Here is a 17,309-nt window from a genome sequence, read left to right as displayed (position 1 = left end):
CTTCGCTGCGCTGCACAAACTTGACTTTTTTCGACTATTCAGCGAATGGCTCGCACAGCTTGCCGGGGGCAATCCGGCGCATTGCCGAGCTTTGTCGAGGCAATTTACATCCGGAAAATTTGATTAGCCTATGACTTTTGCCGATCTCGGCCTCTCTGACAAATTGCTGCAAGCGGTGGAAGCCGCGGGCTACACACAGCCGACTGACATTCAAGCCCAAGCCATTCCAGCTGTTCTGATGATGCGCGATCTGATCGGTATTGCGCAAACAGGCACAGGCAAGACCGCCAGTTTCGTGCTCCCAATGATTGACGTCATGGCAGCGGGCCGCAGGCGCGCTTTGATGCCGCGTTCGCTTATTCTTGAGCCCACGCGCGAGCTTGCCGCTCAAGTGGCGGAGAACTTCGAGAAATACGGCAAGAATCACGACCTCACCATGGCGCTGCTTATTGGCGGTGTGCAGATGGGAGACCAGTTGAAAGCGCTGGATGAAGGCGTCGACGTTTTGATCGCAACGCCGGGCCGGTTGATGGACCTGTTTGAGCGTGGCAAGATCCTTCTTAACGGCTGCGAACTTCTCGTGATCGATGAAGCGGACCGCATGCTCGATATGGGCTTCATTCCCGATATCGAATTCATCTGTGACAAGCTTCCGGAAACACGGCAGACCATGCTGTTTTCCGCCACAATGCCGCCGCCGATCGAGAAGCTTGCAAAGAAATTCCTGAGCAATCCCAAGCGGATTGAAGTGAGCCGTGCGGCATCGACGAACAAGGATATCACCGCGTTCAAGATCCCGGTGGAGAACCGCAAGAAGCGCGAGACGCTGCGGTGGTTGCTACAGCACGACCAAGTTGAAACGGCGATCGTCTTTGCGAACCGCAAGACCACTGTCCGTGAGCTCAACAAGAGCTTGCAGCGGCATGGTTTTTCCAGTGGTGAAATCCATGGTGACATAGATCAGGCGACCCGGATCAAGGAACTTGATCGCTTTAAGTCAGGTGAAATCAATATTCTCGTGGCTTCTGATGTTGCCGCCCGCGGGCTCGATATCAAAGGCGTATCTCACGTATTTAACTTCGACACGCCGTGGCATCCCGACGATTACGTTCACCGGATTGGCCGTACGGGCAGGGCAGGGGCAAAGGGCCGTGCCTTCACTTTCGTATCGAAAGAAGATGCCGAAGCTATCGCCAATGTCGAGAAGCTCACGGGCAGTGAAGTTAAAGTCTTCGGCAAGGACGACGTGCGTGTCGAATTGGTCGACAAACCCAAGCGGCCGAAGTCAGACGACGATGCGCAGGAAGAGAATCCAAAGCGTTCTCGTTCCCGCGAGCGCGATGACGATGACAGGCAGGAAGCCAAGCCTGGAAAGCCCAAGCGCAAGAGCCGGAAGGATGAAGACGCAGGCGCGGAAAAACCCGTGCGTAAGTCACGTTCGCGCCGCGAGGATCAGGACGACGAGCCAGTTGCGGCAGGCGAATGGAACGGGCCGAAGCCCGGCTTCCTTGATATTGGCGCGAGCTAGGCCTTACTAGCGATCAGGCTACACCCGGGATCAAACGATAGCGTACCTTGTCCTGATAGGCGCGGTAGGCTTCGTCTTTCTCCAGAAACTTCTCTTCTTCGCGAGCGCGTAGCCAGAAGGCATACCAGGCGATCGCGTAGATCACGACATTGTGAAGCGAGAAGAACAGTAGCAGAAAACCAAGCTGGTTGATCATGTAGCCCAGATACATCGGATGGCGCACAAAGCGGTAAACGCCGACGACTTTGACGCCGCGATTGGCCGGAACAACGCCAAAGCTGCGGCCAAGGAAAATCTTCGCAAGGAATGAAATACCCGCGCCGGTCATCACAAGCATGACTGAGATCGGCTCTGCCACCAATTGCGCGCCTGCCGGGACGACCAGCAGACCAACGCCTGTACCAAGCAAAGCCACGATCAACGGATAGATATCCACCGACCACGTGCCGCGGCGCTGCGTCAGCAACAGGACCACGCCAACCACCTCGGATGCGAGGAACAGCACCATATGCGGATGGTCTGCAATATGCGGCCACACCCGGTAAATCACCAGGCAGCTCAACGGAATCAGGAATAGGCGCTCAGCCCAGCGGATCAGTTCAGCCATTGTTTTTCCCCGGCAGAAATGGTTCGATTGTATGTGTGATGAAGTTCTCGCGCGGTGGATTGTCGACGCCGTAGCGCGACGGGCGAGGTGAGGACGCGTTGTAGAACGTGCCAAACATGCGGTCCCAAATGGTCAGCTGACCGCCAAAATTGCGATCATGCGCCTGTTCTTCATTGGCGTGATGCCAGTGATGGAAGCTCGGCGCGGAGATGACTTTCTCCAGCGGGCCAAATGAAATGCGGACATTGGAGTGAAGCAAGATCGTGTGCCAGCGATAGATTGCTGTCACGACCAGCACAGCCATGGGCGAGAAGTCCAGCAGCACAGTCGGCGCCAACACAATTGCTGAGTGCACACTCTGGTCAAGTGGGTGCAGGCGGTATGAGGCAAGCCAGTCGAGATGCTCGCTGGAATGATGAATGCGGTGGAAGCGCCACAGGAACGGCACTGAATGATAGAGGCGGTGAACCCAGTAAAATCCGAAGTCGCGCATCGCGATCAGGATCGGGATCTGCAGCCACATGGGAATGCCATAGGCATCGCTCACCGGGCCGTAGAAAATTAGCCCGAGCAGTACGAGAACGGTGCCGACACGGATCAGCAACCCGCCGATCACCACGTGCAGAATGTCGGTGAGATAGCGCTGACGCTCTGGCTTGGGGGCCTTGCGCGCAGGCAGCAGCCATTCCAGCGGCACGAAAATGAGCGCTGTCAGAACAACGGCATAGACATGTTGCAAGTCCAACATGCGGCGTGTGATCCCCCGGTTAACCCGGCGCGGATGCCGGCTCTTCAAACCTGAGGATCGGATAGATGAAAATGGTTAGCGAGCTGTGAAGGACTTCGCTGTTTTTGCTCCGCTCAGTGCTATTCCGCAGGCAGGAAATCCGGAACGGAGAGGTATCGCTCGCCCGTATCATAGTTGAAACCAAGCACGCGCGTTCCGGCATCGAGTTCAGGCAGTTTCTGTGCGATTGCAGCAAGCGTCGCGCCTGAAGATATACCGACGAGCATTCCTTCTTCGCGAGCGGCGCGCTTGGCCATTTCCTTGGCGGCTTCCGGATCGACCTGGATGGCTCCGTCAATCGACTGAGTGTGCAGGTTGCCCGGAATGAAACCCGCGCCGATGCCCTGGATGGGGTGAGGGCCGGGCTGACCTCCGCTGATGACGGGCGAAAGCGTGGGCTCGACCGCATAGGCCTTCATGCCGGGCCATTCCGCTTTAAGAGCTTCTGCACAGCCAGTGAGGTGACCGCCCGTGCCAACGCCAGTGATCATCACGTCGATGGGAGCATCTGCGAAGTCCGCAAGGATCTCTTTCGAAGTCGTCGCGATGTGCACCTTGTAGTTCGCTTCATTATCGAACTGGCTTGGCATCCAAGCGCCTTCAGTGCTTTCGACCAGCTCGGTCGCCCGCTCGATCGCGCCTTTCATGCCCTTCTCCTTAGGCGTCAGATCGAAGCTCGCACCATAGGCCAGCATTAAGCGGCGGCGTTCAAGCGACATGCTTTCGGGCATGACGAGCACGAGTTTGTAGCCCTTTACAGCTGCCACCATCGCGAGTCCGATGCCGGTATTGCCGGAAGTGGGCTCGATAATGGTCCCGCCGGGCTTCAAAGCACCGGATTTCTCCGCATCTTCGATCATCGCAAGTCCGATACGATCCTTGATCGAGCCGCCCGGATTGGCCCGCTCGCTCTTGATCCAGACCTCATGATCCGGAAACATCCGCGACAAACGGATGTGCGGTGTGTTGCCAATCGTCTCGAGAATGTTTGCGGCTTTCATGGGGTGCTCCTTTGGAGGAAATTTGTTGCAAGAAGGCTTCTAGCAGGTTCTCACTCTAAATCATCAGGCGGATCGAAGGTTTTCGTTGTTCTGAGCACAGGGAATATTCGCGCCCACAGGGCCACGGTTACGATTGCGCCAACTCCGCCTGCAACGACTGCGCCGACTGGACCGATGACGTAAGCAAGGCTGCCCGAGAAGAAATCACCGCCTTCATTCGAAGCGCTGATCGTCAATTGGCTGACGGCAGAAACCCGGCCGCGCTTCTCATCCGGTGTATGCAGCTGGATCAGAGAGCCTCTGATGTAGACGCTGAACATGTCTGCCGCGCCGACAATAAACAGCATGGCGAGGCTGAGTGCCATATTGGTCGAAAGGCCAAAGACAATCGTCGCGATGCCGAACACAAACACTGACCACAGCATTTTCGGCCCCACATTGTTGCGAAGCGGTCTGAAAGAGAACCAAGCCGCAGTTATTGCTGCGCCCACCGCTGGCGCCATCGCCAATTGTGCAAGGCCTTGCTCGCCGACCTGCAGGATGTCGCGTGCATAGACGGGAAACAGTGCCGTTGCTCCGGCGAGGAAGACCGCGAACAGGTCTAGCGTGATGGAACCCAGCACCATCTTGTTGCGCCCGACATAGCGCATGCCGTCAACGATTTGGCCTATGGGACGGACGTCTTTCTTAAGCGGAGGCTGCGGAACCTTGCCGATCAGGCTCATCGCAACGAACGCGAGAGCGAACAGACCGGTCGCGACGGTGTAGGGCAGGGCAGGCTCTATCGCGTAGAGGTAACCGCCCAGCGCTGGCCCCGCGATCATACCGACCTGCCAAGAGATAGACGACAATGCGATGGCATTTGGCAAGATCGCCTTGGGGATGAGGTTTGCCGCAAGCGCAGACATGGCAGGACCGGTAAATGCTCTCGCCACGCCCAATAGGATCGCGATGCTGAACAACACAGGAAGAGCCATCGCGCCATTCCAGGTGAACCACGCGAGGATGCCAGCGCATACCAGTTGCAGCAGAATTGTGAGGCGCCCAAGTGTGCGGCGGTCAAAGCGGTCAGCTGCAAGGCCAGAGAATGGCGTCAGTAAAAAAAGCGGAGCGAACTGAAGCAATCCTATGACTGCCAACTGGCCGGATGCTTCTGCGACGCTCAAACCGCCATCGCGCGCGATATTATAGGCTTGCCATCCGATGATCAGCATCATCGAATACTGAGCGAGCGTCATTGTCAGGCGGGCTAGCCAGTAGTACCGGAAATTAGCGACCTTGAAGGGATGCGAGGGCTGATCAGCCGCGAAGGTCTCTTGGGTGTCCACGAGTGCGCCATGGCAGCGCGGCTGCGACGTGCCAAGCAAGAATGTGTTGGGTAAGAATAAGGGCGCTCGAAAGCGCCCTGAATTTTCGTCTCTTTGTCAGACCCTGTTAGCGCGGACGACGCAGCCGAGGATTAGGCTGGAGCGTATCAATAATCGTCATGAAATCATCCAGACGAATGATGCGCTCAAACTGGAAACCTGCACGGTTGTCGTGCGCCCAAATAACATAGGCCTCAATGCGACCAACAATAGGAAGGCGAATGATGACCCGGTCTCCGCGGTTAAGCTGTTCAGCATCATCTACCATGAACCCATGCGCGGAAATGTTCGCGATGTGAAGGTTCATGTCACCGTGGCGAAAATGCTCGACAATCGCCGGAAAATCGACGGGATGACGCGCGGCGCGACGCAGATCCGTTACGCTAAGGTTTGCTCCGGCTGACACTGACAACGACCTCCAATTTTCCTTTCGTTGAATGCCTAATGCATCAGAAAGGCTGACAATTGGTAAAGCGCAGAGAAGAATTGCTGCGCAGTGCTTTGCGTCAGTCAGTTAGGGTTTTGCGCCGATTGGCTTCAGCGAGTGATGAGCCCGTGCTTTTTCTTGCCCAAGCTGAGGCGGAGTTGAGCACCTTCATCGGGCAGGATCAGAAAGCCCGGATCGGTGATTGCCGCATCCTCGAGCTTCACTGCACCTTCGGCGATCTTTCGCTTGGCTTCGCCATTCGAAGTGGTGAAGCCAATTGCGGTCAGCGCTGCGCCTACGCGCATGCCTTCCGCGCCGACACTCAAGGTAGGGAGGTCCTCACCTGCACCGCTGCCAGCAAATGTCTCTTTTGCGGTTGCTTCAGCAGCCTTGGCAGCTTCTTCCCCGCGCACAAGTGCCGTGACGGCGTTCGCGAGCACCACCTTGGCATCGTTGATCTCAGCGCCTTTGAGCGCCTCCAGCTTCGCGATCTCGTCCAGCGGCAAGTCGGTAAACAGGCGCAAGAAGCGGCCGACGTCTCGGTCATCCGTGTTGCGCCAATATTGCCAGAAATCATATCCGGACAGCTGCTCTTCATTCAGCCATACAGCGCCAGCGGCCGTCTTGCCCATCTTCGCCCCGTCGGCGGTAGTGAGAAGGGGTGTGGTCAGCCCGAACAATTCGTGGCCTTCCTTACGTCGGGAAAGCTCCATACCGTTGACGATATTACCCCATTGATCGCTGCCGCCCATTTGAAGACGGCATTCGTGCCGACGAGCAAGTTCGAGAAAGTCGTAGGCTTGCAGGATCATGTAATTGAATTCGAGGAAAGTCAGCGGCTGCTCGCGGTCAAGCCGCAGCTTCACGGAATCGAAAGTCAGCATGCGGTTGATCGTGAAGTGCGGACCCACGTCGCGCAGCAGTTCAATATAACCGAGCTCGGACAGCCACTCATCATTATTGACAATGATGGCATCGGTGGGGCCATCGCCAAAGGTCAGAAGGCGTTCAAACACCTTGCGAATACCGGCGATGTTCTCGCCGATGCGTTCCGGCGTGAGCAACTGGCGGCTTTCATCCTTGCCGCTAGGGTCACCGATCTTGGTCGTACCGCCGCCCATGACGACAATTGGCTTGTGCCCTGCCTGCTGTAAACGGCGCAGCATCATGATCTGCACCAGGCTCCCTACGTGGAGCGAAGGCGCGGTCGCATCAAAGCCGATATAACCGGGTACGATCTGTTTGGACGCAAGCGCATCAAGACCTTCGGCATCGGTGGTCTGGTGGATGTAGCCGCGCCCGTCGAGAACGCGCAGGAGATCGGATTTGTAAGTGCTCATTTCGGCTGGAGCCTCTAGCAGCGCTTGAAGCTGTGTGTAAGCCTCTTGCTTGGGGGTGCACACAAACCTAGTCAGTGTGGCTATGAGATCGCTAGTTCTGCATCCCGACTGCTCGGCTGGGCCGATTGCGAAAGTCAAAGCCACGCTTCAGCCAACATCGAGCGGCTGCACCACTGCATTCAAGCTCGAAGGCGACATATCCTCGATCAAAGTACCGAAGCGCGAAGAGCCGGAGCGGACCGATTATCTATGGGAAACGACTTGCTTTGAGATTTTCTGGCAGCCGGATGGCGGCAGCTGTTACCGTGAGTTCAACCTCTCGCCGTCGACCCGTTGGGCCGCGTATGACTTTGATGATTTCCGCGAGAATGCGCGGGATGCACCGGGAGACAATGTTGAGATTTCCTGTACGCGCGATGCTGGGCAATTGGTGCTGGAAGCAGAGATCGTGTCCGCATTGCCAGTGCCTGCTAACGTCGCTCTCAATGCAATTGTCGAAGACAAAGAAGGCAACATCCAGTTCTGGGCGATGGCTTTTCAGGAGGGGAAGGCTGAGTTTCATAGCGCAGTCTGCCGCCAGTTCCGGGTGGAGAAGCGATAATGGCAATGAAGTTTGGCATAGATAGGGTGTTGAGTGAGCCGGAACTGTGCAAACCGCTCGAAGGCAAGCGGGTGGCTCTGGTGGCGCATCCCGCTAGTATGACCGCTGACCTTACGCATTCGCTTGATGCTCTGATTGCTGCGGGAGTGAATGTGACCGCGGCCTTCGGACCTCAGCATGGTCTAAAGGGCGACAAGCAAGACAATATGGTCGAGACTGCGGATGAAACTGATCCGCAATACGGCATCCCTGTCTTCAGTCTCTATGGCGAGGTGAGGCGGCCGACGGGTCAGATGATGTCGACGGCGGATGTGTTTCTCTTCGACTTGCAAGACCTGGGCTGCCGCATCTACACTTTCGTGACGACCCTTCTTTACCTGCTGGAAGAGGCGGCCAAGGCGGGGAAAGAAGTCTGGGTATTGGATCGTCCTAATCCGGCGGGCCGCCCCGTCGAAGGAACGTTGCTTGTCCCGGGACACGAAAGCTTTGTCGGTGCGGCGCCTATGCCGATGCGACATGGACTGACACTTGGCGAAATGGGCCACTGGTTCATTGAGCATTTCGGCCTCGATGTGGAATATCGCGTCATTGATATGCATCATTGGCTGCCTGAAGCAGGTCCCGGATATGGCTGGCCGACGGACCGGATCTGGATCAATCCTTCGCCCAATGCCGCGAGCCTCAATATGGCGCGCGCCTATGCTGGCACAGTGATGATCGAAGGCGCGACACTGAGCGAGGGAAGGGGGACAACCCGGCCATTGGAAGTGCTGTTCGCCGCTCCCGATGTCGATGCAAAGGCGGTGCTTGCCGCGATGCACAAGCTGGAGCCGGAATGGATGACCGGCTGCGCGATCCGCGATTGCTGGTTCGAGCCGACCTTCCACAAGCATGTTGGCACGCTCTGCAATGCGCTGATGATCCATGCGGAGGGGCCACACTACACTCATGACCTGTTCCGCCCTTGGCGTTTGCAGGCGCTAGCATTCAAAGCGATCCGCACGCTCTATCCAGACTACGAGCTGTGGCGCGGTACGGATTTCAAATATGAATATACCAATGATGTGTTGGCGATCGATGTGATCAATGGCGGGCCATCATTGCGCAAATGGGTCGATGACCCGGCGGCTGCTCCAGGCGATCTGGATGCTCTTGCCAGCGCGGATGAGGCAAGCTGGGTCGCGACCGTGCGCGAGCATTTGCTTTATTGACGCTTGGAGCGGGATCGATGTCTACAATTCTCATTACAGGCGCCAATCGCGGGATCGGTCTGGAGCATACGAAGCAAGCGCTCGACGCTGGCGAGACAGTTATTGCGACATGTCGAAAGCCTGAAGAAGCCACAGAGCTCGCTTCCTTGGCTGAAAAACATGCCTCGAACCTCAAGATCGAAGAACTGGATGTGACGTGCTGCGAGTCTGTTTGTGCGCTTGTTGGCCGGCTGGATGGCGCTGCGATTGATGTGCTCATCAACAATGCAGGCACAGCGGGCGACAAGAGTTGGGACCCGGATGCTGACAAGCAATCGCTAGGCAGCATCGATTATGGGCAATGGCGCTGGATCCTGGACGTCAATCTTCTCGGCGCGATGCGTGTGACCGAGGCTTTGGCCGAGAATGTCGCAGCCAGCGACAAGAAGCAGATCATCATGATCAGCTCGGGCCTTGCATCAATCGCTCACAACACGATGGGTGGATCGCATTTGTATCGTACAAGCAAGGCAGCGCTGAACATGCTCGCCAAAGGAGTTGCGAATGATCTGGCTGATCGCGGCATAACGACAGTTGCACTGTCACCCGGCTGGACAAAGACTGATATGGGCGGCGAAGCTGCGCACTGGACAGTTGAGGATAGCGTGACGCATCAACGCCACGTGATTGCGGGCCTGAGCTTTGCCGATAATGGCAAGTTCTACGAGCTTCAGGGCGATGAAGTGCCTTGGTAAGGCAACCGCTCAATCATCGTTGGCTTCAAGCAAATCGGGACGGTCGAAACGGATATAGTCTTGAGCCTCGGGATCCCATTGAAAGGCGACCCCCGGCGCTTCGTCAATCAGGTGGATCCAGCGATCATCTTTGTTAAGAACGGCCCCTAAGGCAATGTACTGGATCGCGTTTTCCAGCTCTGCTTCAGCGTCAGTTATCTCTGGAAGGCCGCGTAGCCGCCAGCCGCTATCGGGGAACTTGTCTCCTTCCTTGGTCATGTCAGGATTCTCGCGATAGAGATAATCGACATGGCTTCTGCCTTCGGAAACGCAAAGGTCAACCATGCAGCGATCCCAGTATTCGCGGCGCTCAGGAGTTTGCGGGCGAGGGTTGTCTTTCGAAAAGGCGGTCGAGATGACATGGCTCAGCGGGATAGCGACCGGCATGCCTGCTTCGATCAGCGGCATATCCAAAGGATCGTTGTCCAGCGTGCCGTAGATTAGATCATTCTCGATCCGCTCGATCAGAACCCACATGCGCTCTGCGCCGTATTTGGTCTCGCCCTCTGTCTGACGGAAGATTGCTTTCACCCCGTCGCCGGGTTTGAGCGCGGCAAGCTCCAATTCATGCGGCATCTCGAACGTGTATGGCGCTTCCGCAGCGATGGGGCGCGGATCGTCGAGTGTAATGCCGGGAGGTAGCTCGCTGATCGTTAATGTCCCTGCTTGCGGCTGAGTTCGCGCATGGCATCGTCCAAGCCATCAAGGGTCAGTGGGAACATGCGGTCGTTCACCAGTTCCTTCATGATCTTGGTCGACTGCGAATAGCTCCACTGCTTCTCCGGCACTGGATTGAGCCATATCGTTGCAGGGTACGTGTTTGTTACACGCTGCATCCAGACACCGCCCGCTTCCTCGTTCATATGCTCCACGCTGCCACCGGGATGTGTGATTTCATAGGGACTCATCGCAGCATCACCGACGAAAACCACTTTGTAGTCATGTCCATATTTGTGGAGCACGTCCCAAGTCTTGGTACGCTCTTGCCAGCGGCGCTTGTTGTCCTTCCACACGCCCTCATAGAGGCAGTTATGGAAGTAGAAGAACTCAAGGTTCTTGAATTCGGCTGTGGCTGCACTGAACAGCTCTTCAACGAGCTTGATGAAGGGATCCATCGAGCCGCCCACATCGAGGAACAGCAGCAACTTCACCGCGTTGCGGCGCTCTGGCCGCATGTGAATGTCGAGCCAGCCTTGCTTGGCTGTGCCGTCAATCGTCGCGTCCAGATCGAGTTGATCGGGATTGCCTTCACGCGCGAACCGGCGAAGACGACGTAGCGCCATCTTGATGTTGCGCGTGCCCAGTTCCTTGGTGTTATCGAGGTTCTTGAACTCGCGCTTTTCCCAGACCTTGATCGCGCGCTTGTGCTTGCTTTCACCGCCGATGCGTACGCCTTCAGGGTTGTAGCCTGAATGACCGAAGGGCGAGGTGCCGCCTGTGCCGATCCACTTGCTTCCGCCTTCGTGCCGCTTTTCCTGCTCCTCAAGGCGCTTCTTCAATGTGTCCATGATCTCGTCCCAATCGCCGAGGGACTTGATCGCTTCCATCTCTTCAGGCGTCAGGAACTTCTCCGCGACAGCTTTGAGCCAGTCTTCCGGGATCTCCACTGGGTTCTGGCCGTAATCCGTCAGAATTCCTTTGAAGACTTTCTGGAATACCTGGTCGAACCGGTCGAGCATGCCTTCGTCTTTCACGAACGTCGCGCGGCTCAGATAATAGAACGCCTCAGGCGTTTGCTCGATGACATCCTTGTCGAGCGCTTCAAGCAGCGTCAGGTGTTCTTTGAACGAAGCACCAATGCCGGCTTCGCGGAGCTCATCTACAAAATTGAAGAACATACCGGATCTCATAGCTTCGCGGAGGCGATCTTGCCAACCCATTGCGCGCCGCCACATGCGCTTTTGCTTAATGGTTTTCTAACCATCCCAGCTTAGCGGTCCCGCAAGAGCTTAAAGAGGGGCGCATTCGGTATGAAGCCGGTGGAAATCGAAAATCAGAGCGTGGCCGCGCTCGATATGATTCCGGAAAAATGCGGTGAAGTAACCGTTGGCTGCACCGATGTGGCCGGCATCGTCGAAGCGGTCATCGCTTCGTCCGAACGGCTCCGGGCAGAGCACGATGCATTGTCAGGCACAGTCAGCGCTTTGGAAGCTGACCAGGCCAAGGTTGCAGATGCCAGCGATGAAGCGCGGCTCTTGTCGGAAAAGGCGATGGAACGCCTCGGGCAGGGCACTACGCTCATTCAGTCATCTCTGTCTGAAATCAATTCCTTGCTGGAGCTTGTTGACGCGATGGCGCAGCATGTGACAGGCTTTGCCAGCGCGATGGATCAGGTTCGCCGCAGCGCGCAGGACATCGATCAGATCGCTGAAACAACCAATATCCTTGCGCTTAACGCGACAATCGAAGCCATGCGGGCGGGCGAGGCCGGACGCACGTTTGCTGTCGTTGCAAACGAGGTGAAGAGCCTCGCCAACGATACGCGCAAAGCAACCGAGGAAATCTCTGCCACAGTCGAAGCACTCGGCGAAGAAGCATCGCAGGTCATTGGGCAGATCGAAGCAGGCGCATTGGCTAGTGACGCTGCAAAGAACTCTGCCAGCCAGATCGAGCGCACGATAAGCGAAGTTGGCGAGCTGGTCGAAGAGGTCGACAAGCAGAACGAACAGATCGCGCATTCCACTGCGACAATCAGCGCGCATGTGGTCGAGGTTCAGGACGTCATGCGCAGTTTTGATACAGCCGCGAAAGACAATGAGAGCAAGCTTGAGGCCGCGCACCAGCGCATGGAAGAGCTTGAACTCACCGCGAGCGATATGTTCGATCGGCTTGTCCATGCAGGCCTTTCGCCGCGTGATGAAGCGATGGTTGCCCTCGCGAAGGAAGAAACAGATCGTCTCCAAGCAAAGATCGAAGCGGCGATTGAGAGTGGTGCCCTAAGCAAAGACGCTCTGTTCGACGACCACTATGTGCCCGTAGAAGGCACCAACCCACAGCTTTATCGGACACGGTTCTCCGATTGGGCAGATGCAAATATCCGTCCTGAGCTCGATCGCATGGAAACCCTTTCGAACGAGATTATCGGTGGGGTTTGCACCGACATGCAGGGATTCCTTCCCACCCACTCAACGACTTTTTCTCGGTTTCCAACGGGCAATGTCGAGCTTGATACTTCGCACTGCCGCAACGGCATCAAGTATCTTGGCGGAGTGGATATCAAAGCCAAGCAGAGCTCGGCTGATTACATGATGGCTGTTTACCGCTCGGAAGCGGGCGAAGAGGACTATCAAGTCGTGCGCAATGTGTATGTACCGCTGATTATCAACGGCAGACGCTGGGGCGATTTCGAGCTGGCTTACGCCTTCGACTGATCTTGTTCAGGTCGGATTGCGGCGCGCCATAAAGGCCAGCCGTTCGAACATCATCACATCCTGCTCGTTCTTGAGCAGCGCGCCATGAAGCGGCGGGATGGCGCTGTTCGGATTGGCGTCTTGCAGCACTTCGACCGGCATGTCTTCGTTCAAGAGCAGTTTCAGCCAATCGAGCAATTCGCTCGTTGACGGCTTCTTCTTGAGGCCCGGAACTTCGCGCAGCTCGTAGAAGATATCCATCGCCTTGGTGACGAGGTTCTTCTGGATGCCGGGATAATGCACGTCGATGATCTCGCGCATTGTGTCGCGATCGGGAAACTTGATGTAGTGGAAGAAACAGCGGCGCAGGAACGCGTCAGGCAATTCCTTCTCATTGTTTGATGTGATCACAACGATCGGGCGCTCTTTTGCTTCGATCCGCTCATGCGTTTCGTAAACATCGAAGCTCATCCGGTCGAGTTCCTGCAAAAGATCGTTCGGAAACTCGATGTCGGCTTTGTCGATCTCGTCGATCAGAAGGACAGGCAGCTGCTCGGAAGTGAAAGCTTCCCAGAGCTTGCCCTTCTTGATGTAATTCGAAATGTCGTGAACGCGCTCATCACCGAGCTGGCCATCGCGGAGACGCGCGACGGCATCATATTCGTAGAGACCCTGCTGAGCTTTGGTGGTGGACTTGATGTTCCACTCGATCAGTGGCGCATCAATGGCCTGCGCGATTTCATGCGCGAGGACGGTCTTACCGGTGCCAGGCTCACCTTTGACCAGCAGAGGGCGGCGCAAAGTCACAGCTGCGTTCACCGCGACCTTGAGATCGTCGGTTGCGATATAAGAACTCGTGCCTTCAAAGCGCGTAGTATCGGTCATGCCATTCCTTTAAGTGGTGTCTTGCAACTTGACGTAAGCGTTAGGGGGCAGTGCGCAAAGAGGCAAGGGTGCCGTGGCGTAAACCCGCTTCAGCCGCTATCGCATGTAACGATAGGCTGATCGGAACGAACCCGGTCGTACAACAGCGGATTATGGAGACGGGAATGCCAGCGGAAAAGATATCCATTACAACAGCGGCGGGCCACCAGCTTTCTGGCACTCTGGAGCTTCCTACAGGTCTTGTGCGCGGTGCGGCCTTGTTTGCGCATTGCTTCACCTGCACCATGCAATCGAAAGCGGCTGTCGCGGTAACTCGGGCATTGGCGCGCGAAGGGATTGCGACGCTGCGCTTCGACTTTACCGGCCTTGGTGCGAGCGAAGGTGAGTTTGGCCGTGCAGGCTTTGCAAGCGATGTGGATGATCTTGTCGCTGCGTCAGAAGCGCTATGCGATCGCTTCTCCGGCAAGATCTTGTTGGTGGGCCATAGCCTTGGTGGGGCTGCGGTCCTCGCTGCCGGACACAGGCTCGGCAAGGACAAGGTCGCTGCGATCGCTACGATTGGCGCGCCCAGCGATGTCCCGCATGTCCTTCACAACATCAAAGGCGACCTCACAGCGATCGAGCGCGAAGGCGAGGGCGATGTCACGATTGGCGGACGCGCTTTCCGACTGAGCAAGGATTTCCTCGACAATACGCACGGTACAGACCTGCTGGATCAGGTTGCAAAGCTGAGGGTGCCGATCATGGTCGCTCATGCGCCAACAGATGCCATCGTTGGCATTGAGCACGCCGGAAACCTGTTTGGCGCGGCGAAGCATCCCAAGAGCTTCATCAGTCTTGCGGAGGCCGATCATTTGCTGACCAATGCGGACGACGCGATGTTCGCTGCGGGTGTTATCGCACAGTGGGCGCAGCGATACCTGCCAAATTCAGCGCCTGTTGACCTGCCGAAGGGCGGTGTTGTGGTGCGCACCGGGAATGGCAAGTTTGGAACGGAAGTGCATACCGCAACGCACCGATTTGTAGCGGATGAGCCGCTGAGCTATGGCGGCGATGATACGGGGCCTACGCCGTATGATCTGCTCAACGCCGCGCTTGGCACATGCACTGCCATGACCATGAAAATGTACGCTGACCGCAAAGGCTGGCCATTTGAAGGCACCACGGTGGAAGTCACGCATGAACGCAACCACCACGAGGATTGCGACCATTGCGAGGAAGAAGGCGAGGGCGCTCAGGTACAGGCGCTAAACCGGCGGATTACGATCCATGGCGATGCGCTGACAGATGAACAGCGCGCGAAGATCATCGAAATCGCAGACAAATGCCCGGTACACCGTACTCTCGAAGGTCACCTGCATATCCACACGGAGAGCGCGGACTGAGGGGTTCTAGTCGTCGCTAATGGGTTCGCACGGTGCTCCATCGAAAGTGATGGAAGGGTCGATTACATAGCCTTCGTTTTCCTCGTCGCCGATCTGGACACGATAAGCAGGCGGTGGCTCATCGCGCAGGAAAGCCGCTATATCAGCGCGCACATGGCAACTATCGAGAAAGTCATTATGCCGTAGATAGCCGCCGGGCATGGACGGGCCGGTATCGACGATGGCGAAGCCTTGTCTCGGGGCGGTCAGATGGCAGTTCCCTTCTTTACCGAGCGCACGGCGCTCGTACACCAGATCAAACTCACAACTGGTCGTGCCTAAGCGCGCGTAGCCGTTTACCGTGCGTGAGGCGCGCAAGGCCTTGTCTTTCTCAGATGCGTAAACAAGCAGCTTGCGATCGCGGCCCAGAAGCTGATCCACGGTGCCGCCGATCCGCAACGCTCTGTCGCGGTCAAAGTCAGGCGATGCCAGCACGATGCGCTTGATCACAGCCGAATTCGCTGCAGAAAGTTCATCCAGAGCGAGAACAGCCGATGTGCCGGCCTGCGCGCCCATGGAATGCGTCACCAGCGTGATGTCGTCAGCAAGGATGGTCAGCGTGCCCAGCGTCTCGATAATGCTGTCCTGCGCCCAGCCGATGCTAGCCCGATCAAGCAGATAGTCTTGCGCATTGTTGCGTGAAGGCCAATGCAGAACGACCAAGGGAATGTTGCTCGCGCCCAGTGCGCGAACTTCCGCTGCATCCTTATGCGCTTCTTCAAAGCTCGTCGCATAGCCATGAATGAAGACGATCACCCGGCGCTGGGGATGGGTATTGATTGCGCTTTCAAGCGCCATGAACCAGTCATCGCGGTCATGCTTGGCGAGGGTCGGCGGCTGCGCTTCGCCTTCAATCAGCTCATACATGCCTGAGCCGTAGGTCTGATCCGGATGGCGATAGGGCGCGAGCCTGAAGCCGCCATCGCGGCAGTCAGGGATAGCGGTCGAGAGGAAGAAGAATTGCTGGCTTTCATCATCAACTGCGGCACTGACAGGCACATTGGCGCAGCCTTCGACCAGTGGAGCAGGATCGGGTGGCTGCAAAGCACAGCCAGCAAGCAGCACAAAAGGCAGGGCTGAGAGGAGAGCTTTGCGCGGCATTACAGCCTGTCGCTTGCCCCAAGCACGATGAACGCCAGTTGGATGAGCAGCACCCATATTGTGGCGGCCTTCCAGCGTTCGCTCGCATTTTTCATGCCTCTGTCCCAGGTTTTCCTCCCAATGACCCAGGTCGCACTAATGCCAAAGGCGATAGGAAGAATCCCATTCGCATGGGAGAAAACCACGGAGATTGCCAATAAGACTACACTCTGAACCAAGAAAGCCGCAGTGAACCATACGATGGGGATTGGCCGATAGCTGGTGTCTGGATTGTGCCAGTCAGGCAGCGCTGTGTCGGGCCGCGCAATCCGGCGATCGCCCGCCATTACATCGCCGTCTTCGTCTTCTTGTTTGTCGGGAAACACTTATCCCTCGCTCTCGATACGTATGAAGGTGCCGCCGTACCAATTGCCGGTCGGCTGACCCTGGCAATCATATTGTCTCGAGATCATCTCATATTCGGTTTCTGACAACCAGCGGTAGTCATAGACGCGATAGGTTCCATCGGGTTCGTCTGAGAACCGGATGCGTAGCCGCATATCGCCTTGCGGACTGAGCTCACCGAAACCGTGGCCCAGCCGTGCCGTTCCGAAGTGCGATAAGTGATGCACTTCGCTACCCTCGGCATCAATCGCCCAGAGTATATGTCCTTGGAAGTCGACCGCATCGACTTCGCAAAGCACGGAATGCCGCGTGTTCACTTTCTTGCAGTGGGTGCGGTGACCAGGGATCGAGAGGGTTTCAACGGTCTTGCCATCCCAGACCTGCTGGAAGCGATCGTCTTTCAAGGCCCAATGACCGAGGAACCGCTCGAATGGAAAGTCGTGTCTCTCCGCTTCAGCGCTAGCACTGGTAGCAGTTCCGAGAAGCGCCGAGACGCAAAGGAGCGCGGCTAGTCTTTTCATGC

The 17,309-nt window shown here is 56.7% G+C and carries 18 protein-coding genes; 6 read left to right on the top strand and 12 right to left on the bottom strand.

The features are described 5' to 3' along the window. Positions 1-130: 130 nt before the first annotated feature. Entirely contained in the window at positions 131-1,528 is a 1,398-nt protein-coding gene (locus HUO12_RS04105; RefSeq protein ID WP_176272393.1) for a DEAD/DEAH box helicase, read from the top strand. Between the two features lie 13 nt (positions 1,529-1,541). On the opposite strand, the gene HUO12_RS04100 is transcribed toward HUO12_RS04105, so the two are convergent. From HUO12_RS04100 to tyrS, 6 genes are all read right to left on the bottom strand, one after another. Continuing rightward, positions 1,542-2,135, bottom strand: coding sequence for a methyltransferase family protein (locus tag HUO12_RS04100; RefSeq protein ID WP_176272392.1), 594 nt, complete (start codon positions 2,133-2,135; stop codon positions 1,542-1,544). Beyond that, on the bottom strand, positions 2,128-2,883 hold the full coding sequence (locus HUO12_RS04095; protein ID WP_176272391.1) for a sterol desaturase family protein: 756 nt from the start codon (positions 2,881-2,883) through the stop codon (positions 2,128-2,130). The genes HUO12_RS04100 and HUO12_RS04095 overlap by 8 nt, the downstream gene beginning before the upstream one ends. Positions 2,884-3,002: 119 nt before the next feature. Then, positions 3,003-3,923, bottom strand: coding sequence for a cysteine synthase A (gene cysK / locus HUO12_RS04090; protein WP_176272390.1), 921 nt, complete (start codon positions 3,921-3,923; stop codon positions 3,003-3,005). Positions 3,924-3,973: 50 nt separating this feature from the next. Then, entirely contained in the window at positions 3,974-5,251 is a 1,278-nt protein-coding gene (locus HUO12_RS04085; RefSeq protein WP_176272389.1) for an MFS transporter, read from the bottom strand. Positions 5,252-5,357: 106 nt separating this feature from the next. Next, entirely contained in the window at positions 5,358-5,696 is a 339-nt protein-coding gene (locus HUO12_RS04080; RefSeq protein ID WP_176272388.1) for a PilZ domain-containing protein, read from the bottom strand. A gap of 131 nt (positions 5,697-5,827) precedes the next feature. Further along, positions 5,828-7,057, bottom strand: a complete 1,230-nt coding sequence (gene tyrS, locus HUO12_RS04075; RefSeq protein WP_176272387.1) for a tyrosine--tRNA ligase — start codon at positions 7,055-7,057, stop codon at positions 5,828-5,830. A gap of 82 nt (positions 7,058-7,139) precedes the next feature. On the opposite strand from tyrS, the gene HUO12_RS04070 reads away from it, so the two are divergent. From HUO12_RS04070 to HUO12_RS04060, 3 genes are read left to right on the top strand one after another with little or no spacing between them, the layout of a single operon-like run. Beyond that, on the top strand, positions 7,140-7,658 hold the full coding sequence (locus tag HUO12_RS04070; RefSeq protein ID WP_176272386.1) for a DOMON domain-containing protein: 519 nt from the start codon (positions 7,140-7,142) through the stop codon (positions 7,656-7,658). 5 nt (positions 7,659-7,663) lie between these two features. Beyond that, complete coding sequence (locus tag HUO12_RS04065) at positions 7,664-8,869, top strand: exo-beta-N-acetylmuramidase NamZ family protein (RefSeq protein WP_176274279.1); 1,206 nt, start codon at positions 7,664-7,666, stop codon at positions 8,867-8,869. 17 nt (positions 8,870-8,886) lie between these two features. Further along, a complete protein-coding gene (locus HUO12_RS04060; RefSeq protein WP_176272385.1) occupies positions 8,887-9,603 on the top strand; it encodes an SDR family oxidoreductase in 717 nt (238 codons plus the stop codon). A gap of 9 nt (positions 9,604-9,612) precedes the next feature. Here HUO12_RS04060 and HUO12_RS04055 read toward each other — a convergent pair whose 3' ends face one another. Next, positions 9,613-10,218, bottom strand: coding sequence for an immunity protein Imm33 domain-containing protein (locus HUO12_RS04055; RefSeq protein WP_176272384.1), 606 nt, complete (start codon positions 10,216-10,218; stop codon positions 9,613-9,615). A 77-nt stretch (positions 10,219-10,295) separates the two neighbouring features. Beyond that, entirely contained in the window at positions 10,296-11,480 is a 1,185-nt protein-coding gene (locus HUO12_RS04050) for a vWA domain-containing protein (RefSeq protein ID WP_176272383.1), read from the bottom strand. A 132-nt stretch (positions 11,481-11,612) separates the two neighbouring features. Here HUO12_RS04050 and HUO12_RS04045 point away from each other — a divergent pair, with 132 nt between their 5' ends. Beyond that, positions 11,613-13,013, top strand: coding sequence for a methyl-accepting chemotaxis protein (locus tag HUO12_RS04045; protein ID WP_176272382.1), 1,401 nt, complete (start codon positions 11,613-11,615; stop codon positions 13,011-13,013). A 6-nt stretch (positions 13,014-13,019) separates the two neighbouring features. On the opposite strand, the gene HUO12_RS04040 is transcribed toward HUO12_RS04045, so the two are convergent. Continuing rightward, complete coding sequence (locus tag HUO12_RS04040) at positions 13,020-13,877, bottom strand: AAA family ATPase (protein WP_176272381.1); 858 nt, start codon at positions 13,875-13,877, stop codon at positions 13,020-13,022. 164 nt (positions 13,878-14,041) lie between these two features. Here HUO12_RS04040 and HUO12_RS04035 point away from each other — a divergent pair, with 164 nt between their 5' ends. Further along, positions 14,042-15,262, top strand: coding sequence for a bifunctional alpha/beta hydrolase/OsmC family protein (locus HUO12_RS04035; RefSeq protein ID WP_176272380.1), 1,221 nt, complete (start codon positions 14,042-14,044; stop codon positions 15,260-15,262). A 6-nt stretch (positions 15,263-15,268) separates the two neighbouring features. On the opposite strand, the gene HUO12_RS04030 is transcribed toward HUO12_RS04035, so the two are convergent. From HUO12_RS04030 to HUO12_RS04020, 3 genes are read right to left on the bottom strand one after another with little or no spacing between them, the layout of a single operon-like run. Continuing rightward, entirely contained in the window at positions 15,269-16,402 is a 1,134-nt protein-coding gene (locus HUO12_RS04030; protein WP_176272379.1) for an alpha/beta fold hydrolase, read from the bottom strand. Next, a complete protein-coding gene (locus HUO12_RS04025) occupies positions 16,402-16,767 on the bottom strand; it encodes a hypothetical protein (protein WP_176272378.1) in 366 nt (121 codons plus the stop codon). Before HUO12_RS04025 ends, HUO12_RS04030 begins: the two co-directional genes overlap by 1 nt. Next, the gene (locus HUO12_RS04020) at positions 16,768-17,307 is read right to left on the bottom strand and encodes a hypothetical protein (protein ID WP_176272377.1); all 540 of its coding nucleotides are present in this window, start codon (positions 17,305-17,307) and stop codon (positions 16,768-16,770) included. It abuts the gene before it with no gap. Positions 17,308-17,309: the final 2 nt, after the last annotated feature.

It is taken from the genome of Altererythrobacter lutimaris, from assembly GCF_013371495.1.
Lineage (GTDB): Bacteria > Pseudomonadota > Alphaproteobacteria > Sphingomonadales > Sphingomonadaceae > Erythrobacter > Erythrobacter lutimaris_A.
The sequence above is the reverse complement of the archived record's forward strand: the minus strand, read 5'-3'. Positions and strand labels throughout refer to the sequence as shown.

What these genes read in the sequence shown, in the direction of transcription:
- HUO12_RS04070 (WP_176272386.1), top strand. Translation starts at nt 7,140, where the DNA reads ATGAGATCGCTAGTTCTGCATCCCGACTGCTCGGCTGGGCCGATTGCG.
- HUO12_RS04095 (WP_176272391.1), bottom strand. Translation starts at nt 2,883, where the DNA reads ATGTTGGACTTGCAACATGTCTATGCCGTTGTTCTGACAGCGCTCATT.
- HUO12_RS04065 (WP_176274279.1), top strand. Translation starts at nt 7,664, where the DNA reads ATGAAGTTTGGCATAGATAGGGTGTTGAGTGAGCCGGAACTGTGCAAA.
- HUO12_RS04030 (WP_176272379.1), bottom strand. Translation starts at nt 16,402, where the DNA reads ATGCCGCGCAAAGCTCTCCTCTCAGCCCTGCCTTTTGTGCTGCTTGCT.
- HUO12_RS04050 (WP_176272383.1), bottom strand. Translation starts at nt 11,480, where the DNA reads ATGTTCTTCAATTTTGTAGATGAGCTCCGCGAAGCCGGCATTGGTGCT.
- HUO12_RS04035 (WP_176272380.1), top strand. Translation starts at nt 14,042, where the DNA reads ATGCCAGCGGAAAAGATATCCATTACAACAGCGGCGGGCCACCAGCTT.
- HUO12_RS04100 (WP_176272392.1), bottom strand. Translation starts at nt 2,135, where the DNA reads ATGGCTGAACTGATCCGCTGGGCTGAGCGCCTATTCCTGATTCCGTTG.
- cysK (WP_176272390.1), bottom strand. Translation starts at nt 3,923, where the DNA reads ATGAAAGCCGCAAACATTCTCGAGACGATTGGCAACACACCGCACATC.
- HUO12_RS04105 (WP_176272393.1), top strand. Translation starts at nt 131, where the DNA reads ATGACTTTTGCCGATCTCGGCCTCTCTGACAAATTGCTGCAAGCGGTG.
- HUO12_RS04045 (WP_176272382.1), top strand. Translation starts at nt 11,613, where the DNA reads ATGAAGCCGGTGGAAATCGAAAATCAGAGCGTGGCCGCGCTCGATATG.
- HUO12_RS04055 (WP_176272384.1), bottom strand. Translation starts at nt 10,218, where the DNA reads ATGCCGCATGAATTGGAGCTTGCCGCGCTCAAACCCGGCGACGGGGTG.
- HUO12_RS04020 (WP_176272377.1), bottom strand. Translation starts at nt 17,307, where the DNA reads ATGAAAAGACTAGCCGCGCTCCTTTGCGTCTCGGCGCTTCTCGGAACT.
- HUO12_RS04060 (WP_176272385.1), top strand. Translation starts at nt 8,887, where the DNA reads ATGTCTACAATTCTCATTACAGGCGCCAATCGCGGGATCGGTCTGGAG.
- tyrS (WP_176272387.1), bottom strand. Translation starts at nt 7,057, where the DNA reads ATGAGCACTTACAAATCCGATCTCCTGCGCGTTCTCGACGGGCGCGGC.
- HUO12_RS04040 (WP_176272381.1), bottom strand. Translation starts at nt 13,877, where the DNA reads ATGACCGATACTACGCGCTTTGAAGGCACGAGTTCTTATATCGCAACC.